The organism is Erythrobacter sp. SN6-5, from assembly GCF_057364945.1.
On record NZ_CP200282.1, the window covers coordinates 274,983 to 301,368 of the forward strand.

24 protein-coding genes, 3 tRNA genes, 1 rRNA gene and 1 pseudogene are annotated in these 26,386 nt (G+C 57.0%); 12 read left to right on the top strand and 17 right to left on the bottom strand.

Annotated features, from left to right (window positions below):
* Positions 1–253: 253 nt before the first annotated feature.
* From AC0V6Z_RS01295 to AC0V6Z_RS01305, 3 genes are all read right to left on the bottom strand, one after another.
* Positions 254–329 (bottom strand) — tRNA-Ala (locus tag AC0V6Z_RS01295).
* Between the two features lie 18 nt (positions 330–347).
* A tRNA-Ile gene (locus AC0V6Z_RS01300) sits at positions 348–424 on the bottom strand.
* 188 nt (positions 425–612) lie between these two features.
* Positions 613–2,098, bottom strand: a 16S ribosomal RNA gene (locus AC0V6Z_RS01305).
* Positions 2,099–2,702: 604 nt separating this feature from the next.
* Between AC0V6Z_RS01305 and AC0V6Z_RS01310 the strand changes: the two genes are divergently transcribed.
* The 3 genes from AC0V6Z_RS01310 to AC0V6Z_RS01320 all read left to right on the top strand — a co-directional run bounded on the left by AC0V6Z_RS01310 (position 2,703) and on the right by AC0V6Z_RS01320 (position 7,245).
* Complete coding sequence (locus AC0V6Z_RS01310) at positions 2,703–4,265, top strand: lipopolysaccharide biosynthesis protein (protein ID WP_472639626.1); 1,563 nt, start codon at positions 2,703–2,705, stop codon at positions 4,263–4,265.
* A 117-nt stretch (positions 4,266–4,382) separates the two neighbouring features.
* A complete protein-coding gene (locus AC0V6Z_RS01315; protein ID WP_486144564.1) occupies positions 4,383–5,336 on the top strand; it encodes an aspartyl protease family protein in 954 nt (317 codons plus the stop codon).
* Between the two features lie 70 nt (positions 5,337–5,406).
* Positions 5,407–7,245 (top strand): ABCB family ABC transporter ATP-binding protein/permease, encoded by a 1,839-nt coding sequence (locus tag AC0V6Z_RS01320; protein ID WP_472639628.1) that lies wholly within the window; start codon positions 5,407–5,409, stop codon positions 7,243–7,245.
* A 38-nt stretch (positions 7,246–7,283) separates the two neighbouring features.
* On the opposite strand, the gene AC0V6Z_RS01325 is transcribed toward AC0V6Z_RS01320, so the two are convergent.
* The 5 genes from AC0V6Z_RS01325 to AC0V6Z_RS01345 all read right to left on the bottom strand — a co-directional run bounded on the left by AC0V6Z_RS01325 (position 7,284) and on the right by AC0V6Z_RS01345 (position 13,115).
* Positions 7,284–10,163 (bottom strand): M16 family metallopeptidase, encoded by a 2,880-nt coding sequence (locus tag AC0V6Z_RS01325; protein WP_472639629.1) that lies wholly within the window; start codon positions 10,161–10,163, stop codon positions 7,284–7,286.
* 101 nt (positions 10,164–10,264) lie between these two features.
* A complete protein-coding gene (locus AC0V6Z_RS01330; protein WP_472639630.1) occupies positions 10,265–10,678 on the bottom strand; it encodes an ACT domain-containing protein in 414 nt (137 codons plus the stop codon).
* Positions 10,675–11,976: an ATP-dependent protease ATPase subunit HslU gene (gene hslU, locus AC0V6Z_RS01335; RefSeq protein ID WP_472639631.1), complete on the bottom strand. Its 1,302-nt coding sequence runs from the start codon at positions 11,974–11,976 to the stop codon at positions 10,675–10,677. The genes AC0V6Z_RS01330 and hslU overlap by 4 nt, the downstream gene beginning before the upstream one ends.
* Before the next feature lie 44 nt (positions 11,977–12,020).
* Positions 12,021–12,581, bottom strand: coding sequence for an ATP-dependent protease subunit HslV (gene hslV, locus AC0V6Z_RS01340; RefSeq protein WP_472639632.1), 561 nt, complete (start codon positions 12,579–12,581; stop codon positions 12,021–12,023).
* Positions 12,582–12,623: 42 nt separating this feature from the next.
* Complete coding sequence (locus tag AC0V6Z_RS01345) at positions 12,624–13,115, bottom strand: outer membrane protein assembly factor BamE (RefSeq protein WP_472639633.1); 492 nt, start codon at positions 13,113–13,115, stop codon at positions 12,624–12,626.
* Between the two features lie 215 nt (positions 13,116–13,330).
* Here AC0V6Z_RS01345 and AC0V6Z_RS01350 point away from each other — a divergent pair, with 215 nt between their 5' ends.
* Positions 13,331–13,858, top strand: a complete 528-nt coding sequence (locus AC0V6Z_RS01350) for a ubiquinol-cytochrome C chaperone family protein (RefSeq protein ID WP_472639634.1) — start codon at positions 13,331–13,333, stop codon at positions 13,856–13,858.
* Complete coding sequence (locus AC0V6Z_RS01355; protein ID WP_472639635.1) at positions 13,855–14,394, top strand: YceD family protein; 540 nt, start codon at positions 13,855–13,857, stop codon at positions 14,392–14,394. Before AC0V6Z_RS01350 ends, AC0V6Z_RS01355 begins: the two co-directional genes overlap by 4 nt.
* Here the strand turns inward: AC0V6Z_RS01355 and AC0V6Z_RS01360 are convergent.
* The 5 genes from AC0V6Z_RS01360 to AC0V6Z_RS01380 all read right to left on the bottom strand — a co-directional run bounded on the left by AC0V6Z_RS01360 (position 14,391) and on the right by AC0V6Z_RS01380 (position 17,117).
* Complete coding sequence (locus AC0V6Z_RS01360) at positions 14,391–14,594, bottom strand: helix-turn-helix transcriptional regulator (RefSeq protein ID WP_472639636.1); 204 nt, start codon at positions 14,592–14,594, stop codon at positions 14,391–14,393. The genes AC0V6Z_RS01355 and AC0V6Z_RS01360 overlap by 4 nt on opposite strands.
* Positions 14,591–14,986 (bottom strand): hypothetical protein, encoded by a 396-nt coding sequence (locus AC0V6Z_RS01365; protein WP_472639637.1) that lies wholly within the window; start codon positions 14,984–14,986, stop codon positions 14,591–14,593. Before AC0V6Z_RS01365 ends, AC0V6Z_RS01360 begins: the two co-directional genes overlap by 4 nt.
* 151 nt (positions 14,987–15,137) lie before the next feature.
* On the bottom strand, positions 15,138–15,665 hold the full coding sequence (gene ssb / locus AC0V6Z_RS01370; RefSeq protein ID WP_472639638.1) for a single-stranded DNA-binding protein: 528 nt from the start codon (positions 15,663–15,665) through the stop codon (positions 15,138–15,140).
* Positions 15,666–15,805: 140 nt separating this feature from the next.
* Entirely contained in the window at positions 15,806–16,465 is a 660-nt protein-coding gene (locus AC0V6Z_RS01375) for a COQ9 family protein (protein WP_472639639.1), read from the bottom strand.
* Position 16,466: 1 nt separating this feature from the next.
* The gene (locus AC0V6Z_RS01380; protein ID WP_472639640.1) at positions 16,467–17,117 is read right to left on the bottom strand and encodes an ankyrin repeat domain-containing protein; all 651 of its coding nucleotides are present in this window, start codon (positions 17,115–17,117) and stop codon (positions 16,467–16,469) included.
* A gap of 101 nt (positions 17,118–17,218) precedes the next feature.
* On the opposite strand from AC0V6Z_RS01380, the gene AC0V6Z_RS01385 reads away from it, so the two are divergent.
* From AC0V6Z_RS01385 to AC0V6Z_RS01410, 6 genes are all read left to right on the top strand, one after another.
* Positions 17,219–17,851 carry an SCO family protein gene (locus tag AC0V6Z_RS01385; RefSeq protein ID WP_486176423.1) on the top strand — a complete coding sequence of 211 codons (633 nt, stop codon included), beginning with the start codon at positions 17,219–17,221 and terminating at the stop codon, positions 17,849–17,851.
* Entirely contained in the window at positions 17,839–18,315 is a 477-nt protein-coding gene (locus AC0V6Z_RS01390) for a YcgN family cysteine cluster protein (RefSeq protein ID WP_472639642.1), read from the top strand. Before AC0V6Z_RS01385 ends, AC0V6Z_RS01390 begins: the two co-directional genes overlap by 13 nt.
* Entirely contained in the window at positions 18,312–19,046 is a 735-nt protein-coding gene (locus AC0V6Z_RS01395) for a M48 family metallopeptidase (RefSeq protein WP_472639643.1), read from the top strand. The genes AC0V6Z_RS01390 and AC0V6Z_RS01395 overlap by 4 nt, the downstream gene beginning before the upstream one ends.
* Positions 19,047–19,107: 61 nt before the next feature.
* Positions 19,108–19,578, top strand: a complete 471-nt coding sequence (locus AC0V6Z_RS01400) for a hypothetical protein (RefSeq protein WP_472639644.1) — start codon at positions 19,108–19,110, stop codon at positions 19,576–19,578.
* Between the two features lie 32 nt (positions 19,579–19,610).
* Positions 19,611–20,558, top strand: a complete 948-nt coding sequence (gene ribD / locus AC0V6Z_RS01405) for a bifunctional diaminohydroxyphosphoribosylaminopyrimidine deaminase/5-amino-6-(5-phosphoribosylamino)uracil reductase RibD (protein ID WP_472640816.1) — start codon at positions 19,611–19,613, stop codon at positions 20,556–20,558.
* A 14-nt stretch (positions 20,559–20,572) separates the two neighbouring features.
* Positions 20,573–21,196: a riboflavin synthase gene (locus AC0V6Z_RS01410; RefSeq protein WP_472639645.1), complete on the top strand. Its 624-nt coding sequence runs from the start codon at positions 20,573–20,575 to the stop codon at positions 21,194–21,196.
* Here AC0V6Z_RS01410 and AC0V6Z_RS01415 read toward each other — a convergent pair.
* The 3 genes and pseudogenes from AC0V6Z_RS01415 to AC0V6Z_RS01425 all read right to left on the bottom strand — a co-directional run bounded on the left by AC0V6Z_RS01415 (position 21,193) and on the right by AC0V6Z_RS01425 (position 23,922).
* A complete protein-coding gene (locus AC0V6Z_RS01415; protein WP_472639646.1) occupies positions 21,193–21,765 on the bottom strand; it encodes a GNAT family N-acetyltransferase in 573 nt (190 codons plus the stop codon). The genes AC0V6Z_RS01410 and AC0V6Z_RS01415 overlap by 4 nt on opposite strands.
* An 11-nt stretch (positions 21,766–21,776) precedes the next feature.
* Positions 21,777–22,952 (bottom strand): amino acid aminotransferase, encoded by a 1,176-nt coding sequence (locus AC0V6Z_RS01420; RefSeq protein WP_472639647.1) that lies wholly within the window; start codon positions 22,950–22,952, stop codon positions 21,777–21,779.
* 90 nt (positions 22,953–23,042) lie between these two features.
* Positions 23,043–23,922 (bottom strand): annotated as a pseudogene (locus AC0V6Z_RS01425) (EipA family protein).
* A 317-nt stretch (positions 23,923–24,239) separates the two neighbouring features.
* On the opposite strand from AC0V6Z_RS01425, the gene AC0V6Z_RS01430 reads away from it, so the two are divergent.
* Positions 24,240–24,330 (top strand) — tRNA-Ser (locus AC0V6Z_RS01430).
* A 66-nt stretch (positions 24,331–24,396) separates the two neighbouring features.
* On the opposite strand, the gene AC0V6Z_RS01435 is transcribed toward AC0V6Z_RS01430, so the two are convergent.
* Entirely contained in the window at positions 24,397–26,319 is a 1,923-nt protein-coding gene (locus AC0V6Z_RS01435; RefSeq protein ID WP_472639648.1) for a putative bifunctional diguanylate cyclase/phosphodiesterase, read from the bottom strand.
* Positions 26,320–26,386 lie beyond the last annotated feature (67 nt).

Here is a 26,386-nt window from a genome sequence, read left to right on the forward strand (position 1 = left end):
CATAAAAGCTGCCGTCTTCATGATAGTGCAGAGAATTATCTCAGCCAGATAATCAATTTGATTGATTTGTGATGGCACCATCCCTCCAGCTAGAGCCTAAGCCCTTGCTAGCAAGACGATACCGCCACGGCATCGATTTAAAAACCCATTCACAATGTCAAATGATGTGCGGCCGAAGCCGCATACTCGCGATCAGAGTAAACTCTGCGCGAGATCCGCTTTCTTTTCATCCTGGAGTACGATCTAATTTGTCTGGTGGAGCCTATCGGGATCGAACCGATGACCCCCTGCTTGCAAAGCAGGTGCTCTCCCAGCTGAGCTAAGGCCCCTAAAGACCAGACAATAACTGGTAGGTCCGAGTGGATTTGAACCACCGACCTCACCCTTATCAGGGGTGCGCTCTAACCAACTGAGCTACGGACCTACACTCCTCGAGCGACCGTTAGACCGCGAGGGGCGTGAGCCAGCTCAGGTGTTTGCACCACGCGCAGCTTTCCAGCTGCCCGAGGGCAATCTCCAGTGATGAAAGGACATGAGGACGACGGCAATGTTCTTTGGAAGTCACGAAGCTCTTCCCGACGCAAGGTCAGGCGCTTTCGCAAATATCCTTAGAAAGGAGGTGATCCAGCCGCAGGTTCCCCTACGGCTACCTTGTTACGACTTCACCCCAGTCGCTGATCCCACCGTGGCTAGCTGCCTCCTAAAAGGTTAGCGCACTATCTTCGGGTGAAACCAACTCCCATGGTGTGACGGGCGGTGTGTACAAGGCCTGGGAACGTATTCACCGCGGCATGCTGATCCGCGATTACTAGCGATTCCGCCTTCATGCTCTCGAGTTGCAGAGAACAATCCGAACTGAGACAACTTTTGGAGATTAGCTCACACTTGCGTGATAGCTGCCCACTGTAGTTGCCATTGTAGCACGTGTGTAGCCCAGCCTGTAAGGGCCATGAGGACTTGACGTCATCCCCACCTTCCTCCGGCTTATCACCGGCAGTTTCCTTAAAGTGCCCAACTAAATGATGGCAACTAAGGATGAGGGTTGCGCTCGTTGCGGGACTTAACCCAACATCTCACGACACGAGCTGACGACAGCCATGCAGCACCTGTCACTAGGTCCCCGAAGGGAAGGAATCTGTCTCCAGAAACCGTCCTAGGATGTCAAAGGCTGGTAAGGTTCTGCGCGTTGCTTCGAATTAAACCACATGCTCCACCGCTTGTGCAGGCCCCCGTCAATTCCTTTGAGTTTTAATCTTGCGACCGTACTCCCCAGGCGGATAACTTAATGCGTTAGCTGCGCCACCCAAGCTCTATGAGCCCGGACAGCTAGTTATCATCGTTTACGGCGTGGACTACCAGGGTATCTAATCCTGTTTGCTCCCCACGCTTTCGCACCTCAGCGTCAATAATTGTCCAGTAAGTCGCCTTCGCCACTGGTGTTCTTCCGAATATCTACGAATTTCACCTCTACACTCGGAATTCCACTTACCTCTCCAATATTCTAGCTCACCAGTTTCAAGGGCAGTTCCGGAGTTGAGCTCCGGGATTTCACCCCTGACTTGATAAGCCGCCTACGCGCGCTTTACGCCCAGTAATTCCGAACAACGCTAGCTCCCTCCGTATTACCGCGGCTGCTGGCACGGAGTTAGCCGGAGCTTATTCTCTAGGTACTGTCATTATCATCCCTAGTAAAAGAGCTTTACAACCCTAAGGCCTTCATCACTCACGCGGCATTGCTGGATCAGGCTTTCGCCCATTGTCCAATATTCCCCACTGCTGCCTCCCGTAGGAGTCTGGGCCGTGTCTCAGTCCCAGTGTGGCTGATCATCCTCTCAGACCAGCTATAGATCGTCGACTTGGTAGGCCATTACCCCACCAACTATCTAATCTAACGCGGGCCCATCTAAAGGCGATAAATCTTTGGTCCGAAGACATTATCCGGTATTAGCTCAAATTTCTCTGAGTTATTCCGAACCTAAAGGCAGGTTCCCACGCGTTACGCACCCGTGCGCCACTCACCCCGAAGGGTTCGTTCGACTTGCATGTGTTAGGCATGCCGCCAGCGTTCGTTCTGAGCCAGGATCAAACTCTCAAGTTTGTGTCACATACAAAACCAGCACGAACCGAAGTTCGCTAGCCAGTCAAGCATGAGCTTCAAGGAGCCGATTACCTGCTGTCAAACGTAATGGATACGAATGAACATGCATCATTAAGGATGTGCGTGGTGCACTTCCAAAATGTGGCAATCGGCATAATTTAACCGGTATCCAGAGCCTTAAAATCCCTGGACCGGGCGCCGTCGCCCACATGTCCCTTCATCATATACTAACAATGTCAAAGAGCCATCCAACATAAGAAGCGGACAACAATGGTTCCCCGATTTGCACCGGGGGCCGGTTGTCCGTTTATGTTGGCGACCGTTGCGATCGAAGCCGGTAAAAGCCGTCAGCGCCGCGTCGGTGGAGGTCATCTAGGCGGGGACTGAGATTCGGTCAACGCCTTTTTGCAATTTTATTTCAAAGAACCTCAAAACCCACGCTTTTCCGAGGGTCTCACGGCACTCTAGCCTGCTTAAAATGGGGTCATACGGCTCCTTTTCAACACTTGGCCGCAATGAATCGACGAAATTGCTCACGCTGCATAGTCCGATTTGGCCATTTAGAAGGGCAGATTCTTCACCTTTTAAGGTTAAGGGCCAAGGGATGAGCGGGACGCACCCTATTTCCGAAGCAAATTCGGGCGATGATTCGCGCGCAGGCGATAACCTGCATGCCGCAAAGCTGGAGGGTGTGGAGCAAAGCACAGACGGATTTGCCGGACGCGTTCGCTCCGCGGTGAAATGGCGCTGGGGCACGCAGGTCGCGGCTCAGATCATTACCTGGACTTCGACCATATTGGTCGTGCGGCTGCTCGAGCCAACCGACTACGGCCTATTTGCCATGACCCAAGTGGTCTTGGCCGCGCTCGCGATCCTCAATGGACAGAGCTTTGCGACATCTCTGGTGCAGACCGAGAAGATTGACGAGCGGCGCATCGGGCAAATCTTTGGGCTGCTGCTCTTGTTCAACGGATCAATGGCGCTCGTGCAGTTTCTGTTTGCGCCTTATGCGGCCACTTACTTTGGAGAACCCTTGGTGGCTGACATGCTTCGGATCCAAGCGGTGATCTTCTTCACGGTGCCGTTTACCGCCCTACCCTCTGAGCTACTGGCTCGGCGATTGGAATTCCGCAAGCAAGGTCAGGTCAATATGGCCTGCGCCGCCATCGGAGCAATCACCGCTTTGTCGCTCGCATGGCTTGGCTTTGGCGTTTGGTCACTGGTTTACGCCCCGATCGCCATGTTCATTAGCCGGGCCATTGGGCTTTCCATCGCAGCGCGCCTTTTGGTGAAGCCGATATTCGATCCGCGCGGCGCCTGGGATCTCGTAACTTTTGGCGGCACGCTGACGCTCTGCCAAATCTTCTGGATCATCCAGAGCCAGAGCGACATCGTGATCGTCGGCCGCCAAATGTCGACCTATGACCTAGGCCTTTACTCAGAGGCCCTATTCCTAACCCTCATCGTCACTGGCAGATTCTTGCCGCCGATCAACGAGGTTGGCCTTGCCGCCTATTCAGAGCTGCACCGCGCCAACAAGCCGCTGGGCCCATACTTCTTGAAGACGGCGCGAATGGTCATGATGGTGACCGCACCTATATATGTCGGGCTGGCGCTTACCAGTGAAGCAGCCATATTGACGCTGTTTGGCGAGAAATGGGCCGGCATGATCCCGATTGTCGGCGGGCTTGCGCTCGCAATGCCATTCTTTGCGTTGCATCTGATCTGCTCGCCAGTGACCAATGCCATGGGGCGCACGCAGGTTTATCTAGCGACCAGCCTTTCAGGCGCCATCATTATGCCGATTGCATTCCTTTGGGGCGTTCAGTTCGGAGCAATGGGGCTGGTTCATGCTTGGTGGGTCGCTGCGCCATTGCTGTGCTGCATCACACTCTCGCTCACCTTACCACGCATCGGTGCCTCAACGCTCGCTCTTTTGAAGGAGGTAGCGCCAACCGCGATTGCTTGCGGCGCAATGGCGCTCGCCGTGCTCACTCTGCAAAGATACGCCGCTTTCGGCTCACCGCTGCTTGACCTGTTATGGAACGGGTTTGCCGGGGCAAGTGTCTATGCCGCCACTTTCTGGTTCGGTTGGAAGGTCAAAGTGCGCGAGACTTGGAATTTGCTGCGCAATCGGGGCGCTCAGCCAGCCTTGGCAAAAGATTAGTCCTGCCGCAAACGCAACCCTATCTCACTTCGGCTTGGGGAATCGCCGATCGTCTGATAGTCTAATTCCCTCAGGCAGCGCACGGCATCCCAGCATGCGCTCATGGTAGGACACATTATGCATTCTCTCTGGTACGGACCCGCACTTTCCCTGGCATTCATTGGCATGGGGCAGCAGCAGGGGGATCAATCGATCGCGCCCAACTTCACCAATCCGAACACCGAGATCTTAAGCCTTGAAGAAGAGCGCAATGAACGCATGACTGTGCCGGTCACTATCGACGGTGCTGGTCCTTACAACTTCATGATCGATACCGGCAGCCAGGCAACCGCTGTCACACACCGCATCAACAATGCGTTGGGCCTGGAATCGCTTGGTATGGCGACCCTAGTCGGGATGGCCAGCCGCCGCCCGGTCGAGGTGGTGGAATTGGACAGCCTGGAACTCGGGGGAAGCACGATCCACAATCTTGCGGCTCCGGTTCTCTACAGGGACCATGTTGGTGCCGACGGCATCATCGGGCTCGATACCTTGCAAGATTTCAGAGTGCTGATTGATTTCCGCGAAGAAACCATGGTGATTGAAGACGTCACCAAACAGAAAACCAGCCGAAGAGGCTTTGAAATCGTGGTGCGGGCGCGCCACAAGCTGGGACAATTGCTGATTACAAACGCGCGGGTTGAAGGAGTGATGACCACAGTCATTATCGATACGGGCGCGCAGGCTAGCCTCGCCAACAACACGCTGCGCAGGCGCATTCGCACCAAGCGCGCCGAAACCGTGCAGACCACTGACGTCAACGGCGTTTCCGCCTCTGGTGAAATGTCATTTGTAAGAAGACTCGAGATCGGTGGGGTCAATCTTAGTAATGTGCCGATTACCTTCGCCGACACACCAGCCTTTGAAGCGCTTGGCCTCAAGGACAAGCCGGTGCTGTCGTTGGGTATGAACCATCTGCGGTTATTTGACCGAGTCGCAATCGACTTCTCGCGCCAACGTGTGCTGTTTGACCTCCCACGCTCGGCGGACAGGGGATTACGCGACATAACGCATTCGGCCCGCTACAACTAAGCTCCAAGATTACACCACCCTCTTGAGAGCCTTGCGCTTGGCGTAAGGTGCGCCCACATGGTCGCCACCGATGCCGCCTGACACATCCACATCTGCCGACCATACAAACCGCCCGCCTGAGGCGGAAAGCTGGGCAACGCTAAAACGATTTCTCCCCTACCTCTGGCCCAATGACAATCCGGGCCTGCGCTGGCGCATCGTCATTGCGATGGTCCTTGTACTAGCGGCTAAGGGCGTCACATTGGCGCTCCCATTCGCCTATAAACATGCCGCCGATGCGATGGCCGGACCAGTCAGCGAGGGCGCAACCGTCGCTCTGGCATTGGTGGTCGCATACGGACTGGGCCGCTTCACCTCACTGCTGTTCGACAATTTGCGCAACATCGTGTTCGAGCGTGTCGGTCAGGCCGCGACCTTGAGCCTGGCGGAAGATGTCTTCCACCGGTTGCACCGTCTGAGCCTGCGTTTTCATCTGTCGCGCCGCACGGGAGAAGTCACCAAGATCATCGAACGCGGAACGAAGAGCATCGACATGATGCTCTACTTCCTGCTGTTCAACATCGCGCCGACCGCCATTGAGCTGATCGCGGTGGGAGTAATTTTCTACCTCAATTTTGGGTGGGAGCTGGTCGCCGCTACCGCCGTCACGGTGGTCACTTATATTGCGGTCACGCGCTGGATCACCGAGTGGCGCACGAAGTTGCGGCGCGAGATGAATGATCTTGATGGTCAGGCATTGCACCGCGCGGTCGACTCGCTGCTGAACTTTGAAACCGTAAAATATTTTGGCGCTGAGGAGCGCGAGGAAAAGCGCTACAGCCAGGCTGCTCGTGCCTATGCCGAGGCTGCAATCAAGAGTGAGAACTCACTCGGTCTGCTCAACATAACGCAATCGCTGATCACCAACGCTCTGATGGCAGGCGCGATGGCCTACACTGTGTGGGGCTGGAGCAAGGGCGAGCTGACAGTCGGTGATCTGGTGCTGGTCAACACCTTCCTGATGCAGTTGTTCCGCCCGCTCGATCTGCTCGGTTGGGTGTATCGCACGATCCGTCAAGGCCTCGTCGATATGGCTGAGATGTTCAAATTGATGGATACAGAGGTTGAGGTGCGAGATGCACCAGACGCTCCTGCGCTCATCGTTCGCCAACCTCATTTGGCATTCGACAATGTCACCTTCGGCTACGAGCCAGAACGGACGATCCTTCACGGGCTGAGCTTTGAAGTGCCGGCCTCCGGCAGTATCGCAATTGTTGGACCCTCGGGCGCAGGAAAGAGCACCATCGGGCGGTTGCTGTTCCGTTTCTACGATCCAACCTCCGGTCGGATCTTGATCGACGGCCAAGACATTGCTGAGGTCGCGCAAGACAGCGTGCGCGAAGCAATAGGTATCGTCCCGCAGGATAGCGTGCTGTTCAACGATACGCTGCATTACAATATCGGCTATGGCGCTGCCGGTGCGAACAACGATGTGATAGAGAAGGCCGCTCAGGACGCGGCGCTGACGCCGCTCATTGCTGGATTGCCCGATGGGTTTGAGACCATGGTCGGCGAACGCGGTCTGAAGCTATCCGGCGGCGAAAAGCAACGGGTGGCGATTGCTCGCACGCTTGTCAAAGACCCGCCAATCCTGCTGCTCGATGAGGCGACTAGCGCGCTCGATACGCGGACCGAGCAAGAAATATTGGCCACTTTGCGTCGCATCGCCGCTGGCCGGACGACCATCGCAATCGCGCACCGGCTGTCAACAATTGCCGATGCGGATCAGATCATCGTGCTGGAGACTGGGCGCCTTGCCGAGCAAGGCACGCATTCCGAGCTGCTCGGCAGGCGCGGTCTCTATGCCGAAATGTGGGCGCGACAGGCCAATGAGAGCGCAGAAGAGACGGCAGGCATTGCAGAGCGATGAGAGGCAAAACGCCGCTCACCGCTCCTCATGTCTGGTCTTTATTCGCCCACTGAGGCTGAACCGGATGGCTTACGCAAATCGCTCGCTGCTAGGTCAAGATCGTCAAAAGCGATCACCTCAACCTCGCCGCGCAGAGCCTGAAGATCTTCCAAGAAGTCCTCAGCCTTACCGACGATCACCAGCGATGTGCGATCTTTAGTCAAATATTCCGCCGCAACCTGTGCCGCTTCTTCAGCGCTCACATCCGACAAACGATCAGCGATCTGGAACGCCTCATCCGGCTCAAGCCCGCGCAGCATTGCACCAGCAACCAGCCCATTAAAGCCGCCGCTAGTTTCCAGGCTGCGAGCGATCGCTCCGCCTAGGAACAGGCGGCGCTTCTCGATTGCGTCTTCACTCGCTGGCTGAGCGCTCAGCTTCTCAAACTCATCGAAAAAGACCGCTGCAACCTCATCCGCCGTCGCGTGATCAGTCTGCGCGACTGCGCGCCAAACGGCTGCATCTGCAAGCTGAAGCATTTGGGAATAAGCGCCGTAAGCCAGCGCACGCTTGGTCCGAATCTCTTCAAACAAGCGCCCGTTGGAGCCTGATCCGAGCACGGTATTGGCCAGCCACACAGGATAGAAATCCTCATCCGAACGCGAAGTGCCTCGAACACCGGCAATCACAGCGGCTTGGCCAGCGTTAGGCATATCAATCACCAAGGTGCGCGGAGCAGTGCCGCTACCAGCAGGGTTCTGAACCTCGGCGGGCGGCGCGCTACTGGTCTGCCATTCGCCAAACAGATCCCCTGCCAACGTTGCCGCCTCGTCTGCGGTAATGCCGCCGCTCACCACAATCTTCGCCGATCGCGGATGCCAATAGGCGGCTCGACTAGCCAGCAAGTCTTCGCGGGTAATATTGGGAATACTGCTCACTGTGGCCACCCGGCCATATGGGGCATCACCATACATCACGCGGGTCGCGACCAATCCGGCCAGCGAGCTTGGATCGTTAAGCGTCGCGTCAAGTCCATCCAGCGCCCGTTGACGTTCCCGTTCCAATTCCTCGCTTGGGTAGCTGGCATTCTGGATGATATCGACCAGAACCTCTCCTGCTTTATTCAGATTGACCGCAGGCGCGGTAAGGCTGGCAAAGGTGCCGTCCTGGCCGGTACTTATGTTGAGCGAAGCACCAAGCGATTCCAATGTCACTGCAATTTCAGGAGCGCTCCGCGTTGTCGTTCCTTGATCGGCCAGGCTTGCAACAAATCCAGCAAGGCCTGCCTTGTCAGCCGGATCGCTTGCGTTCCCTCCAGGGAATACGACGGTGATTGTTGCGATTGGCACATCGCTGGTCTGGGTTGTGACCAGCGGAATGCCATTGGCCAGCGTGCTCGTCACAAAGTCGCTACGCACAACCTCCGGCGCATCAATAGGAGCCGGGGGTGCCATGCGCTCACCTTCAGGCAGCAGCTCCAGCGGTGCACCCGTGGCGGGCGGCACGGTTCCATAGTTAGGGCGCGGCACCGGATTAGCATAGCTGGACGGATCGTCCTCACCAGCAGCATAGGTCATGGCGACTTTCACATTCGGATCGAGCCATTTGGCAGCCACGCGTCGCACGTCTTCGGCTGTGACCGAAGCGATTCTGACTAGGCGTGCATCAGCGGCATCGGGATTGCCGGTTGAGACCAAAGCCTCACCCAGTTCAAAAGCGCGTCCACGCACAGTCTGACGCCTCGACAGAGCAGAGGAGAATATCTCGTTCTTAGCCTCGGTCAGCTCCGCTGCGCTCACCAGCTCTGTACGAACACGCTCCAACTCAGCGTTCAAAATCGCATTCGCTTCTTCGGAATTTGCCGTCGGGCTGAGCACCGCGAAATTGGCGATAAAGCCGCCGTCCATCGTCATTGTATCGAAATGCGCCGCCTGAACCGCTTTGCCGCTACGCACCAAAGCCGTGTGCAACCGGCTGCTCTGTCCACGCGACATGATCTCAGATAACACTTCGATCGCGGCTGCATCCTCGCTGCTAACAGAGGGCGCTTTCCAAATGCCGCCGACAACAGGCAGAGACACATTAGGCGCGGTTGCAGCGATTGAACGCGGTTCCGTGCGTATAGGTTCTTCGCCTTCGATCTTTAGGCTGATCGGATTGGCGCGCGGCTCGATATCGGCGAAATATTGATCGACCAACCCACGCAGTTTTCCTATTTCGAAATTGCCCGCAACGATCAACGTTGCCGTGTCGGGACCATAATAGGCCCGATGGAACGCCCGGGCGTCTTCCAATGTGGCCGAATCCAAATCTTCGATCGATCCAATACCAGGACGGCGCATCGGCAGCACATCAAAGGCATTCTCTGGAATCACGACCCGCTGAAGCCGGCCATAAGGCGGCGCAAGCACGCGGGTGCGCAGTTCCTCTTTCACCACATTGCGCTCATTCTCAAACACTTCGGCATCGACCACTGGGAATGCCATCCGCTCGCGGTGGGTCCACAGCATCGTCTCAAGATATTGCGCAGGCACCGTTTCAAAATAATTGGTGCGGTCGATCCAGTTTGAGGCATTGCGCTGGCCGCCAACATCCTCGGTCAGCTTATTGATCATGTTGTACGGCATATTCACCGTCTTGCGGCTGAGGATATGCTCGAACAAGTGCGAAAAGCCCGAGCGGCCTTCCGGGTCGTGTTTCGACCCAACCTTGTACCACAGCGACGTCGTTACGTTGGCGGTTGTGTTGTCTGGCAGGGCGATCACCGTCAGGCCATTGTCCAGCTGCCAACGAGTATATTCGATCTTGGGAGCAGAGAGAGTTGGGGCCTCCTGCGCGCCATCACCGGAATGGTCATCGGCAAAGGCGGGCGCGCTAAAGGCTAAGGCAGCGGTTGCAACGCTGGCAAGAAAAGTACGGTGAAATGTCTGAGTGATCATGCTTTCAGTCCCCGGTCATGAAAGTGTTGGGAACTGTTAGAGCCTTCTTAGCCTGTAAGCTCAAGCGATGATCGAGGCCTTGCTCGCCGAACGGCTGAGAATCATCGATCTGCGTCGTTGGCGAGTGCACTCAATATCCGGACCGCTTCGTCTCTGCGATCCCACGGTACAAACAGATGATCATGGTGAAACGCTGCAATGACATTGCAGGCGATGCCTGCCCCCGCCAACGCAGTGGATGCAGCGGCAGTTAGGCCCACACCTTCCAGATCAGAGTGCACTTGCAAGGTGATCCTCGCGAACCGGGGCAGGCCCGCCGCCATCTCCCATTCCTGGTCCAGCGCGAACACATAAGTCGTGCCCTCGTCCTCGTGGACGGAGGCGAACATGCCGCTCAGTTCAATCGAAAAATCGGTCCAGCGATCCTCCGACATGAACACATAAGGCAGGTCATGCAGCAACGGATCCATTCCCTTGAGCATGCCAGACAGGTCACTGATGGGTTTGCTCGTCATAGGATATACTTCGACAGATCGCTATTACCGGCAAGCTCAGTCAAGCGGCCACGCACATAATCCGCGTCGATTGTAATAGTTTCACCGGTGTGCTCTTCCGCTTCAAAGCTGATCTCTTCGAGCAGTTTTTCCATCACGGTTTGCAAACGCCGCGCACCAATATTCTCGATGCTCTCGTTCACTTGCGCGGCAATCTTGGCGATTTCCCTCACCGCATCATCCTTGAAATCCAAAGTGACATCTTCAGTCCCGATCAGCGCGCGATATTGCTCGACCAGATTGGCCTTTGTCTCGCCAAGAATGCGCACAAAGTCTTCTTCCGTCAGCGCGCGCAGCTCGACCCGGATCGGCAAGCGCCCCTGCAATTCAGGCAACATGTCCGAAGGCTTGGCCAAATGAAACGCCCCACTGGCGATAAACAGCACGTGGTCCGTCTTCATCGGGCCATATTTGGTGCTGACCGTTGTTCCTTCAATCAACGGTAGAAGGTCGCGCTGCACGCCCTCGCGACTAACCGAGCCGCCGCGAACATCAGAGACGGCGATTTTATCGATCTCGTCCAGGAACACGATCCCGTTGGTTTCGGCATTACGCAATGCCGTTTGCGCAACGTCATCATCATCGAGCCGCTTGTCCGCCTCTTCATCGACAAGCTTGTCCCACGCCTCTGGCACGCGCATTTTGCGGCGCTTTGTGGGGGTCTTGCCGAGCGCTTTACCCATCATATCTGACAGGTCGATCATGCCCATATTGCCGCCCATATTGCCCATATCAAACGGCATATTGGGCGTCTCGGTTACATCGATTTCGACCTCGACCTCATTCATCGCATCTTGCACAATTCGCTGACGGAAGCTTTCGCGGGTCGCCTCTGAGGCGTTGTCGCCGACCAATGCGTTGAGCAGACGCTCCATCGCCGCATCGGAAGCAGCTTCGCGGACAGCATATCGGCGGCGCTCTTTTTCAAGCCGGATCGCTTCTTCGGCCAGGTCGCGGGCAATCTGCTCCACATCGCGGCCGACATATCCGACCTCGGTGAACTTGGTGGCCTCGATCTTCACAAAGGGCGCTTCTGCGAGCTTAGCGAGGCGTCGGCTAATCTCCGTCTTGCCGCAGCCCGTTGGACCGATCATCAGAATGTTCTTAGGCGTGACCTCATCGCGCAGATCCGCGTTCAGTCTCTGCTGGCGCCAGCGATTGCGCAGCGCGACCGCAACAGCGCGCTTGGCGTCCTTTTGGCCGATGATATGCTCATCCAGCGCGGCAACAATTGCCTTGGGTGTAAGATTGTCTGTCATGATTATCCGTCAGGAAGAAAGAGGAAGCTCAGCGATCGGCGAACTTAAACCGTTTCGAGTGTCACATTGCCATTGGTAAAGACGCAGATATCCGCCGCCACTGCCATAGCCTTGGTCGCGATCTGCTCCGCATCTTTCTCATAGTCGGCCAGTGCTTTGGCCGCGGCGAGGGCATAATTGCCGCCTGATCCAATCGCCGCAATGCCGCCTTCCGGCTCCAGCACGTCTCCATTGCCGGTCAGCACCAGCAAGGTCTCGCTGTCTGCGACGATCATCAAGGCTTCAAGATTGCGAAGATATTTATCAGTCCGCCAGTCCTTGGCGAGCTCCACCGCCGCGCGCAGCAATTGACCAGAATATTGTTCCAGCTTTTTCTCAAGCCGTTCAAACAGGGTGAAGGCATCGGCGGTCGCGCCTGCAAAGCCAGCGACAACCTTGCCGCCCTCGCCAATTCTGCGAACCTTGCGAGCGTTGGGTTTCATCACGGTATTACCCATGGAGACCTGGCCATCGCCAGCGATGACGATTTTGCCATCGCGCTTAACGCCAACAATGGTGGTGCCGTGCCACTGGGTCAGGCCGTGGCTCGCCGTATCGTTACTCATGGCAGGCGATATGGGCGCTCAATTCCGGCAATCAAGCAAGCGCTATTGCGGTCCGCCCGGCCCAACGCCGGAGCCAACCGTGCCGATATTGCCAAACAGGTCTTCCAGGAAACCGCGCTCGCGGCCCAGGGTCGGCGTCTTATCACCATCAGGTGAGAGGAAGACGACTTGATCAAGTCCAGCGTTTTCGACGGAGGCGACATTGCCCTCTGCATCAAATTTAACCGCCAAAACGGAATGTTGGCGAATGCGCGGGCGCACCAATGGACGGCGGCCGGTGACGCTGGAGACATAATACCAGGTTGGCTCACCATATTGGCTGGTGAAGCTCGGGCGGCCCAAGGTACCCTCGACAGAGCGCTGATTATCAATCCCAGGTTGGACCGATTGAAGCAGGACGTTGTCGACGACATAGCCGCGCGTCTCTCGAATAGAAGAACACCCGGCCAGCACCAGTCCAGCACCGGCCACCAAGGTCAGCACACGTGCCTTACGCCAGATGTTCGCGCCCGCTGCACTATCAAGCCTATTCATCGTGTCCGCCAATCCTTCAATTCATGACCAATCTGGGGCCATCTATTGCCGCATTTCAGCGGCTTCCTATATCACATCTCGCAAGGCTTTAAGCGGCTGATCCGCACCTTGCAACGCCGCTGTCTATCGCAGCTGGGGTGAACTGGTTGAATTCTGGCTGAATGCGGCGGAGAATCGTGCCCGCGAGGCTGAATGTTGAGGCGAAAGGGCCCTGAATGTCATTCCTATCGAAACTGCTCGGCACGGCGCCTGATCCGCGTGAGAAAGTGCGACCCCTGTGGCACCGTGTAATCGAGCTTGCGCGTGAGCCAAGCTATTATTCTGAATGCGGCGTCGATGACAGTGTGGATGGCCGGTTTGACATGATCACCGCTGTGCTCAGCGTCGCGATTCTGCGCCTAGAGGCAGCAGAGATGCGTAGCGAAAGCGCTTTGCTCGCAGAACTGTTTGTTGAGGACATGGAGGGTCAATTGCGCGAATTTGGCGTCAACGATGTGGTCGTGGGCAAGCGGGTCGGCAAATTGATGGGCGTGCTTGGCGGCCGGTTGGGCGCCTATCGAAGCGCCTTTGGCGAAAGCAATGCCGCCAAAATTACAGACGCGGTCGTGCGCAATGTGACATTTTTAGAAGGCCGCGACGAAGCGGTATCGGCGACCTGTGTTTCGGGTAAGCTGCAAGAACTTTCGGTCCGTCTGGCCGCGCTGAGCGATGAGCAAGTGATCAAGGCAGACAGCGTAGCATGAGCGCGTCTGAACTCAGCCGAATGGTCAAGGTCCGTCCTCTGCCTGCAAAGCCTGTTGTGATTGAGGCAGATGACGCGGAAAGGAGCGCTCTGGCGAGCCGGTTTGCGCTGGCCAGCATATCCTCCTTAAGCGCCGAGATGTCTCTAGAAAGTGCTGCGACTGACGCAGTGCTGGCCAATGGGAAAATGCACGCCAAATTCACGCAGATTTGCGCCGTATCGGGCGAGGAATTTCCGGTCGAGGTGAGCGAAGAGATTGCGCTCAAATTCGTCGATGCGGAAACGACCCGCGCCGCCCTCGCCGATGCCAGCGAAGACCTCGAAATCGAATTGTCCGGCGAAGACCTCGACGAGATTGAATATTCGGGCGACGCCTTTGATCTGGGCGAAGCGGTCGCGCAAAGCCTGGGTCTAGCGATTGATCCTTACGCAGAAGGACCAAACGCCGATGCGGTCCGCACCAAGGCAGGCATCGTCGCGGAAGGCGAGCAAGACGGCCCGATGGCAGAGATGCTCGCCGCGCTTAAGAAGAGCTAGTCCGCCTTCCACGGATTGAAGAACAGCTCCTCGACCGCAACATCGAAATAGGCGGCCAAGCGGTACGCCATCGGCAGTGAGGGATCGTATTTGTCGGCCTCCACGGCGATGATCGTCTGGCGCGAGACCTCCAAAGCCTCAGCAAGATCAGCCTGATTAAGGCCCCGTCCTTTGCGCAGATCGCGCAGGCAATTCTTCATTCTGCCGCGCCCCGACCGCGAAATTTCCAGACGAGCCAGACAATAAGCATTCCGGCAAACTCGGCGCCGAATACGTACCCTGCTCCCATGCTCATTTCACTGTGCCGACCGGTCATCACTACCAGAGTGATCAGCATAACCACCGCACCGATATTTCCACCCCACCACCAGCTAATCAGTTGACCCTGCTGCTGCAGGTCATCGGTTTTTTGCCACCACAGCCAAGATGCGAAAGCAACGACGCCTGCAACCACAAACAAGGCAGGCAGGACAATTTCTGGATTCTCAACGCCGCCAGTCGCCGGCACGGTTCTTCCGATTATGAAACCCGCAACGAGAGCGGACCCAAAAGCCAAAGCAGCCGCCAGCCAAAACATCTTGCGATACGTCATTTACGCATTCCTCTATTGCAACAACAATGTAGAAACCTTTTAACATTTTATGAGAGATGTCAAACTCTTTTAACATTTCCCATTTCGGCAAACAAAAAGCCCCGCAGAATTGTCTGCGAGGCCCTTTGCTGTTTGGGTTGGTTCGAACCGATCAGAACGGGATGTCGTCGTCGAGGTCATCGTAACCTCCGCCGCCGCCAGCGTTCCCGCCGCCTTGATTGCCCCCGCCAGAGCCGCCCCCAGAACCACCACCGCCTTGGTTCCAGCCGCCTCCGCCTTGGCCGCCGCCGTAACCGCCGCCTGAGCGACCACCACCGCCGCCTTCGCCGCGACCATCAAGCATGGTCAACGTGCCATCAAAGCCGCGCAGCACCACTTCAGTGGAATAGCGATCATTGCCCGATTGATCTTGCCATTTGCGGGTCTGAAGCTTGCCCTCGATGAAGACCTTTGAACCCTTCTTGAGATAGTTTTCGACCACGTTGACCAGGCCCTCTGAGAAGATCGCCACGGTATGCCATTCGGTGCGTTCTTGCCGCTCGCCCGTGTTGCGATCCTTCCAGGTCTCGCTGGTCGCGATGCGCAGGTTGGCAACCTTGCCGCCATTCTGAAAACTGCGAATTTCGGGGTCAGCGCCCAAATTGCCGATCAGCATTACCTTATTGAGCGAACCCGCCATGTCTTGAAACCCTTTGCTTGTGTTGCTGGGAACGCGGCAATGCCCGCGGCCCGTGTTTGCGATTCCCTGATGTCATAAGCGAGCAGGCAAGCAGAGGCGAGCGCTGAACGCGCTTATCCACCTCCATCTTGACGGTAACCTTATGTGCTTGGGTAACGCAGGCGGCCCAGGAAGCGTGACAGGCTGAAGGTCTCGCGCTCGCCGCCTAAAAACTTTGCCTTGGCTTTTTCAAACTTCATGACGCCATCGATGCGGCGATCGAGGAAGGCATAGGTTGTCTCTTTGCCTTCGCTGTCGTCGTTCACGAACACGGCCAATGTCGCGCTGTAGATTCCGGCCAGGATCGTGCGCTTCGTATAATGGTTGTAATCGGTCGCGGTGTCACCAGCGAGCCGCCACATCAAGTCAGCCGAGCTCCAGCCGATTTTGAGCGATGCAGGCGCGTTGTGCGGCATGGCCATGATCGACAGCGCCCGGCGTAGAGCCTCATCCAGGCCATCGACTGCTTTCAAGCGGAACACGACCAGCTCACGAATGCGCTCGCGGATCTTCAGCTCACCGAGCTTTTCAGCGGGCCATTCCGCCTCCATTTGCGCGTCGATATTCTCGATCCACGCCTTGATCATATCCATCGCGCCGCCGGGATAGGCCAGCTTTGCGACATCTGGATCGGCGCCTGCCATATCCGCGGCGGCGAGCAGAGCCGTTTCGTTCCAGCCATCAAAGATGGCCGAGGCCGCGATATCCGGGGCCAACGCAACGCGCAGCTCATCCAGGGTCATGTCAGAAAAGTCGGTCATCTCAAAAAGAAGGCCCGTAGTTGCGATCCGTTCCCTTTTCTTCACGCTCTTTGTCGGCGCGGGTGAATTCCGCGAGGATCGCGCTGTTGGAATTCATCAGCTCAACATAGTCCCGCGCCGAACGCCCGGAATTGTCATTGCGGTCTGGGTCAGCCCCTTTTTCCAGGAGCAAACGGATAACCGCAGTGTCGCGTCGATGCACGGCGGCAATCAGCGGGGTTTCGCCAGCCTTATCGCTTACGTCTACCTGTGCGCCGCGTTTAACCAGTTCCTCCACCCCATCAACAAAGCCCAACGTAGTGGCCATTTGCAGCGGAGTTACGCCTTTCTTATCGCGGATATTGGGATTGGCACCGCGTTGCAGCAGGAAGCGCACCCAAACAGTGTCTCGCCTAGCCACCACGATGTGCAGGCCAGTCTCACCAGACGTGATGTCGCGGCTGTTGACGATGGTCGTCCCTGGCTCATTCAGAAAATCCGTCGCCGCATCCCCGTCACGGTCTTTCACGGCCTTTAGAAACTCAAACCCGTCGGAAAAACCCTGAGCTGCCAGAGGCGCTGTCATCACCGCTCCACCAAGTCCCAAAGCCATTGCTCCGCCGCAAGACAATACCGCCGCAGCGCCAACACTGCGCAAAAATGAGCGCCCCAAGCTTCTATCCTTTCACATTTCCTGCCAGATCATTATTGAGGACGCAGTTAAGCGAAGCCCCAATGTTTCGATCCGTTTGAACCAAGCCCAGTTAGCAGACCATGAACCAGCGCGCCAACACCTTGAATCCAGCACCGCGTTTTTTTGCGAGCCTTGCGCTTGCCGCCAGCCTGGCATTGGCAGGCTGCTCTGGCATGCCAAACCCTGCAGAAGACCCCGGGGAGCCGCCGCTGGCTGGCGCCGATATCGGCGGCCCGTTTGAGCTGATCAACTCCGCAGGAGAAACGGTGCGCTGGGCCGACTTTGATGGACAATACCGCATCGTCTATTTCGGCTTTGCCTTTTGCCCGGACGTATGCCCCACCGACGTGCAGCGCATGATCCAGGGGCTTGGCCAGTTTGCCGAGAGCTCTCCGGAGCGTACTGACAACATCCAACCGATCTTTATTTCCGTCGATACAGAGCGCGACACACCGGAGATCGTTGGCGAATTTACCTCAGCCTTTTCTGATGAGCTGATCGGCCTCACCGGCAGCGCCAAACAGGTAAAAACAGCAGCGGACAATTTCCGCATCTTCTACGAGCGCGGCGAAGACACGCCAGGCGGCGGATATCTGATCAACCACTCCGCCATCACTTATCTGTTTGGGCCTGGCGGCGAACCGCTCGCCACTTTACCAACCGATCAGGGGCCAGAGGCGGTTGCAGCAGAACTCGACAAATGGGTGAGCTAAGAGACGAATTTTGGACGCTTAAGCTGGCAGAGCTTAACCGCGCAGAATGGGAAGCACTATGCGATGGCTGTGGGCGCTGCTGTCTGCATAAAATCGAAGACGCTGACACGGGCGAGATCACCGACACCAATGTCGCCTGCAAATTGCTCGATTGCGAAAGCGCACAGTGCAGCGATTATCGCAACCGCAAGGCCTTCGTGCCCGATTGCCTGCGCCTGACACTCAAGATCGTAGAGGACGTCCCCTGGCTGCCCTCGACTTGCGCCTATCGGATACGTGCAGAGGGGCGCGATTTGCCCGATTGGCATTATTTGATCAGCGGCGACCGTGAAACGGTGAAACACGCCGGAGTGTCAGTGGCTGGCCGGGTTGTAAGCGAGAATGACGCTGGCCCGCTGGAACATCATATCGTCGAATGGGGCGAAGGCGTCGGCAGCTCGCCTTTTGTGAAGGCAGCATCATGATTGATTGGCTGCGCCGCGCCGAGACCAACACGCCCGTCACCCACGAGATTGAGCTGGGCGATCAGACCCTACCCATTGCGCTCAGGCGCATGAAAAATGCGAAGCGGCTGACCTTGCGTCTTGCGCCTGATGGCAGTGAAGTGCGCATCAGCATGCCTGCCTGGGCGCGCACGGGCGAGGCGATCAATTTTGCCCGCTCGCGCACCGAATGGCTAACCGAGCAATTGGCGCGCATCCCGCGCCGCTGTGTGCCCCAGCCTGGTGGTGAAATCCTGTTTCGCGGTGAGCCACTCGTGGTTGACTGGTCGCAGGATGCCCCCCGCCGCCCGCGCAAAATAGGCGATCAGATACAGATCGGCGGGCCGGAAAACGCGCTGGAGAAACGCCTCAAAAGCTGGCTCGAACGTGAGGCTCTGGCCCTGTTTGAACAAGACGTGTCGGACTATTGCGAGCGGGCCAAGCTGGAAAAAGTGCCGGTCGGCCTGTCGCGTGCGCAAAAACGCTGGGGCAGTTGCTCTGAGAAAAGCCGTATCCGTATCAATTGGCGATTGGTGCAGGCACCAGATTTCGTCAGGCGCTCAGTGGCCGCGCATGAGGTCACCCATCTGATCCATTTCGATCACAGTCCGGCATTTTACGCGCTGCTCGATGATCTCTACGAAGAGGATATCAGCCGCGCCGATCGCTGGTTGAAGGAACAAGGCCGCACGCTTTACGCCAGCTTTGGCTAAGGCGAGCGCTCGCTCAAAAGCATCTCTGGCATAGCGTCCATTTGCGCCCTATATTGCGGGCATGCTTTCGAAATCGCGTTTCAATCCAAAGGCCGGCATTGCAGACTTCTGGTCGGAGTTTCGCAAGCCTAATCCCTATCGCTGGCCGATCCTGTTCGTGTCTTCGCTGCCGTTTGCACTCATCATGCTGTGGGCGACATCGGAAACCGTATACCTACCGCCTGAACGCCCGAGCGTGACCTACATCACCAGCTTTGCGCCGGATCGCACTGACGAAGAAATCATCGCCTCCAACGAGGAAAATCAGACCGCGAAAGACGAGCGCGCAGCCAGGATCGCGGAATATGAGCAACGCAAACGCGACGCTTACAAGGCCCTAGGCGCAGCGAGCGGTTTTGACGTGGAAGAAATGGAGCGCCAAGCGGAGGCGGACCGCGCCGCAGAAGCCGCAGCCGAGGCGGCGCGTCTTGAGGCGCTTTCATCCCGCAACCAGCAAACATCCGCGGCGACCAGTGAAAGCGAAACACCATAGCTTTGCGGGCCGCACATTCCGACGATGTCTGGATGGAGGCAGCCGCCCGGCTGTCTGCTCGCGCCCGCCCACTCAGCCGCCCCAATCCAGGCGTAGGCGCGCTGATCGTGCACGATGGACGGCTAATTGCTCGCGGTTGGACACAGGCTGGTGGCCGCCCGCATGCAGAGGCGCACGCCCTATCCACTCTAGGCCCAGACGGCGCGAGGGGCGCGACCATCTACGTGACGCTGGAGCCATGCGCGCACACATCAGAGCGCGGGCCATCCTGCGCAGACCTACTTGTTGCAGCTAAGCCTGCGCGCGTTGTGATCGGACAGGGTGACCCCGATCCGCGCACCGCGGGCGCTGGCGTAGAGCGCTTGCGCGCGGCCGGGGTTGAGATCGCAGTGCTGGAGCACACAGGCGCACAGCGCAGCCTCGCTGGCTATTTGACGCGGGCCAAGCTTAGCCGCCCCTATGTGACGCTGAAGCTTTCTATGTCATTGGATGGCTGCATCGCGCTGGCCGACGGGACCAGCCAATGGATCACTGGCGAGGCTTCGCGCGCGCATGTTCATGCTCAGCGGGCTCGCCATGATGCGATTCTGGTAGGCGGCGGCACTTGGCGCGCGGACAAGCCACGTCTCGATGTTCGACTGCCCGGTCTTGAAGCGCGCAGTCCCTCACGCGTCGTGCTGACCCGTGGCAACGCGCCGGAGGGCGTTGAAGCCCTAAGCGCGCCAAGCGAGATCAGCGCACTTGAAAGCGTACAGCACCTCTATGTTGAGGGAGGCGCGCAGACAGCGACAAGCTTTCTGAAAGAAGACCTCGTTGACGAGCTACACCTTTACCGCGCGCCCATTGCCATCGGCGACGGCCTGCGCGGCCTAGGGGCATTGGAAATGAAATCGCTGGACGCGGTGCATGGCCGCTGGGCCAGCGCAGATCAACGCCAGCTTGGCAGAGACACGTTCACGTCGTATCTGCGTCAGCGCTAACAAGGAACGCATTCATGTTTACCGGAATTGTTACCGCCATCGGCACGATCCAGTCTCTCGATCAGCGTGGCGATTTGCGCGTTCGAATTGCCGCCCCATTGGACCCTGCCCGGATCGACATTGGCGCTTCTATCGCTTGCTCCGGCGTTTGCCTGACGGTGATTGATCGCGGCGGAGAGGCCGGTGATGCCTGGTTCGACGTGGATGTCTCAGGCGAGACTGTGTCCTGCACAGTAAGGGATATGTGGACCGAGGGCCGCACACTCAACATTGAGCCTAGCCTGCGCGTTGGCGACGAGATTGGCGGCCATATCGTGACCGGCCATGTCGATTCGATTGGTGAGGTTGTGCTGGCCAAAGAGCAGGGCGATTCCTGGAAAGTCGCAATCCGCGCGCGGGCCAGCATGGCCCCCTTCATCGCGGCCAAAGGATCGATCACGGTTGATGGCGTGTCGCTAACAGTGAATGATGTGCGTGATCGCCAGGATGGTGCCTGCGACTTTGCACTCAATATCATTCCGCACACCAGCGAGGTCACCACCCTTGGTCGGCTCACTACGGGTGATCAGGTCAATCTGGAAATTGACGTGCTCGCGCGCTACCTAAAGCGGATGCAAGGTCTGCAGGCGGCCCCTTAACTCTCATCCGCTTCGTCATCTGAAGCTTTCAAGACGAGCGTCCCAGAGGCGAAGCTCTTCGCAGTAATCTCATAGACGATGTGAAGCACCCGTTTCCCCTGATATTGAGTCAGTTCAGTGCGGCGCGAACGCTCTGCACCAATATTCTCGAGCGCAATGCGAGAACGATAATTGGTCTCACCCACCCGAAAGTCGACCCGCGCGACGCTCTCAAAAGCGTGCTCAAGCATCAATCGTTTCATCTCTTGATTGATGCCCCGACCCCAATATTTCGGGGCGAGAAACGTCCAACCGATCTCCACCGATCCGCCATCCACTTCGTCAAACACCTGAAACCGGGTCGAACCGATGATAGCATCTTTGGCTCTGTCGATGATCGCCAGAGCCCCGCCTTGTGCCATCGCATCGTCAAAAAATGGACGGAACACATCTTCCCGCCAGCGGTCATGCATCGGGTGCTGTTCCCACACGGCAGGATCAGAGGCGATGGCGAACAGCGCCTCCCAATCGTCTTCGTGCAGAGGTCTTAAGAGAACCCGCTCCCCTTCCAAGGTTGGCTGACGGTCCATTCGCGCTGCCCTTAACCGGTTACATCAGCGACAGCGGCAATGAATTTGTCAATATTGCCCATGTTCAAACCAGCGATGTTGATACGGCCCGATGCGGCCATATAAATTCCATGGTCTTCACGAAGCGTCGCCACTTGCTCCTTGCTCACCGGAAGAACGGAGAACAGGCCGTTTTGCTGACCCAGCGGCGCCAGATCGACCCCGCCAGTCTGTCCAGCATCTGCAAGGCGGGTCCGCACTTGGCGCATCCGCTCGCGCATGGTGTCCAGTTCATCGAGCCAAAGCCGTGTGAGTTCTCCATCGCGCAGGATCTCACGCACCGCTGAGCCGCCATGGTCAGGCGGCATAGACCAGCTTGCCCGTGCCAGTGCATTGGCGTTAGAGAACGCCTTATCGAGCACGGCCTGATCGTCGGCCATGATGTAAAACGCCCCAACGCGGTCGCGGTACATGCCAAAGTTCTTGTCGCAGCTGTAGGCGATGAAGGCCTCTGGCACTTTGGCTAGTACGCTGCGCAGTCCCGCTGCGTCTTCTTCCAGCCCATCGCCGAGCCCTTGATAGGCGGTGTCGATGATCGGGAAGATGCCTGTTTCCGCTATGGCATCGCCAATCGCGTCCCATTGTGCGGAGGTGTATTCCACACCCGTCGGATTGTGACAGCAACCATGCAGAAGAATACCCGAATTGGGTTGCGCAGAGCGAATGGCCTCTAGCACGTCATCAATATTGGCTGTCCCGTCCGCCTTGGCGTGTTCAAACGGAGCGAATTCAAGCGCAATGTCGCGAAAGATTTGCGCATGGTTGGGCCAACTTGGCGTGCCCATATACAGCCGCTCCAGCCCAGCCTTCTGCGCCAAAGCCGCCGCAAGCCGAACTGCGCCGGTCCCGCCGGGAGTTTGCATCCCCGCGATCCGCCCGCCCATCGTCGCATCATCACCAAAGATATAGGGCATCAGCGCATTGACGAAGCCCATGTCGCCTTCTGGCCCGAGATAGCTTTTGCTGTCCTGATTATCGACCAACCGCTGCTCTGCCGCCTTGATCGCAGCAAACACCGGCGTGTCGCCGTCATCCGTGCGATAGACACCGACACCCAGGTCGATCTTATCGGTGCGACTGTCGTCAGCGTAAAGCTTGATCAGCGCGAGCAGCGCGTCGGGCGATTGGGTTTCGAGTCGATTGAGCATAGCGCCATGCGCAATGCCGCGTGGCGAGCGATGCCGCAACCAGCTTTTGCGCTATTTTGGCTAAGTTATACGGAACAATTCCGGTTTTGCTTAGAACGGCAGCCAACGCTGCTTCTTGGAAAATTTCATGTAGCCTGCGTTAACGCCCAGCCGTAGGCCAGCACCGACCCGGATCGGGATCAGCACAACGTCGCCCTTGCGCATGTAGCTCGCGTGCATGCCGCCCACGAGATAGGCCTGACCTTCGCCCGCTGGATAGCGTTCGTAGAGCTCCTCAGTGTCATGCAAGTTGTAAACCAGCACGAAGGTGTTGCCCGCGTTTGCACCCGCATCAAAACCAATCGAAGGTCCGGTCCAATAGACTTTGCGCTGACCTTCGATCTTATGGTGCAACATGCCCGAGCCATAGCGCGCGCCAACGATAAACGCACCGCCAGCTTCGCGTCCGATGATATAGCCGTTGGGCTCGCCCTGTTTCTTGAGCAAATCTTCGATCAATCCGGCCAGACCCTCTGCGCCTTTGCCAAACACGCCCTCAGCCGCGCCAATCAGATCATCTTCGCCGTAGGTGTCAGCATTGGCGGCCTGGATCGATGGATCAGCCCCCACTTCACCGGCTGCATCGGGGTTCGACCATTCCGGGGCTGTTTGTGCATCGGTGGAGTAGGTGGCGAACTCATCATCGAAGGTCGGTTGAGCTAGGCTGCGATGCGGGAGCGGAAACTCCCCACTCAGTCGAAGCATTATTGTTCGCTGGTACTGGCACTGGGGCATTGCTGCCCGTTGCCGCGGCACTTGCAGGGTCGAGCAAATCGCCATCGATTGGAGCAAGATCAGTCTGCGCAGAGGCATCATAGGCCTCATCAGGATCGAATGACTCAACCCCTTGGGCCGCCAGGGGCGCGCTCAAAAGCGCGATACTTCCCGCAATAGCGAGACCCGTTCGAGTGATCAGCTGCTGTAAAACCATCAGGTTTGACCTTCCTATTTTCGTCTTCAGGCCTGTTCAGGGCCGAGCAGAGTCCTTTGCTGCCCGCACGACAATTGCCCGGCGATGAATCGAATCGAAAACGCGATGAAGCGAATCGATTTCCCGATAGATTGCGAAAATGCGACGCTTTAGAGCCAGTCTGATGCGCATAATCATGGCGCGAACCCGCCTATGCCGCCGATCAGATCAACACGATCCGCCTATCTTCGCAAATTTTTTGAAAAGAGGTACCTTGCCGCTGGCAATCGCCGCGCCTATAGCGCGCCTTCGCAGCGAAAACGCAGTGCGAGCGTTGCGGAGACGTGGGTGAGTGGCTGAAACCAGTTCCCTGCTAAGGAACCATACCTACTACGGGTATCGAGGGTTCGAATCCCTCCGTCTCCGCCACCATTCTTCAAAAGTTACGAGAGTGACCAGGCGGCGAAGACAAGCGCGCTGATTTGTAGCCCTGCCTCAATATGTGGCGGTTGCCGGGCTGACTTTCTTTTCTGCGTCTTTCGCCAACGCCTTTGTCAGTTCGTCTGCGCTCATCGGTTGGCCAAACAGAAAACCTTGAACCGCATCGGCCCCAACACGCTTGGCAACCAAAAGATCGACTTCGCTTTCGATCCCCTCCAGCAAGCACGCGACCCCCAAAGTGCGCGCCATGCCAGCGAGGGAGAACAGCACCTTCTCAGTCATGGGATCGCCTGAGTTCTCCATCAGCGACCGGTCCACTTTTAGCTTTTCAATTGGCAAACGCCTCAGATAGCTGAAGTTGGAATAGCCAGTGCCAAAGTCATCCAGAGCTATAGAGAAGCCAATCTCGGAAAGGCGCTTGAGATTGGTGGTCGCTTTGTCGAGGTCAATCATCATGGCCGTCTCGGTCACTTCAAATTCGACCAAGGCCGGGTCAATTTCAAACTCTTCAGCCATTTCAACTATCTGATCAATGCTCGGATCACTGATCAGATCGTGGCACGAAAGGTTGATAGCGATCGGCACCGGAGCTGACCACATCGATAGCGTGCGGAACGCCTGCTCGACGACCGTCAAAGTGATCTGCGTAATCAGGCCGCTTTCTTCTGCCACCTTAATAAACTTGCTCGGCTCCACTTCGCCGATAATCGGACTTGACCAACGCGCCAAAGCCTCCGCCCTGACGATCCGATTATGGCGCAAATCCACCTGCGGTTGATACAGCAGTTCAATTTCATCTGGCAGGCTCGCAAAGCGAAGCGCCTGCTCGACCTTGTAACGTTCATCTGCCTGCCTCGCATGGACCTCGGTGAAGACTACGGTGCGGTTTTTGCCTTGCTTTTTGGCCGCCATCAAAGCGTAATCGGCTTCATTGATTTGCGACCGTGCCCCTTGGGTCAAGTCCATCATCTTGCATCCCATGGACCCTGAGACGCGCACATAGCGCCCTTCGATCACATAGGATTTGGCGAGCTCTTCCAGCAATTCATCGCACCAGGCCCTGACTTCCGTTTCATCACCACTGGACTTGAGGATGATATTAAATTCATCACCGCCCATCCGGCTGACATGCGCCGTGTCACCGCAATGGGCCATAAGCCGTTCGGACACTTCCTTAAGCAGCAAATCGCCGACCAAATGGCCGTGCACATCATTGACCGCCTTAAATCCATCAAGATCGACTAGGATCAGCCATAGGTTTTGCACCTGTGCCTTTGGATCGTCGCGGCTTTCTTTTGCTTGGCGGCTGATATCATGCTTTGATTTGCGAAGAGCCTCGAAGAATGCGCGGCGATTGGGCAGGCCAGTTAGGCTGTCGGAGAGCGATTTGTGCCGCAAACTCTCGCCAACCACTCGGGCTTCTTCCAGTTGATGTTCAGCGTCGAGCTTTGAAGTGGCGATGTAAGTGATCGCTTTGCGCAGGTAATAGGTGATCGAGAGCGAGGCCATGATCGCGCCGAAAATCAGAAAACCATAGGTCGCCTGGTCACTCGTCTCAAGCCTCGGGACGTAGGTGAGGAAAGCGAGACATGCGAAGACGATTGAAAGCACGGATTGGCGCGTGCTGACGCTGGAAAGTGCAAACAGCATCACCAGAATCACGAAGTACACCATTTTTTCCGGCTCAAACATCAGATTGAGCGTTGTCACGACGTTCATCACAACCAAGAAGTTCAGAACGACCAGCAGGCGTTCCAGCATTTCGATCTCAGTCTTTTCACGCAGCCGAAAAAAGCCAACGACGGCAATAACAGAAGTTAGCGACGCGATGCCGACGACGGCCCAGAGATCAAAGCCTTCAAAATAAAAGAAATTAGTCGGCAGGAGCAGCAGATAGTACGCAGCAAAAACTGCGAAATAGCCACGAATAATCGGCCGATAGATCTCCTGCACCGCCGAGGCAGTTTTGGATGTCATTGAGGCTGATAGCTTCGCCATTGGCGTTTACGCTCCGAGATCGAAGGAAACCCAATAGATGTAAGTG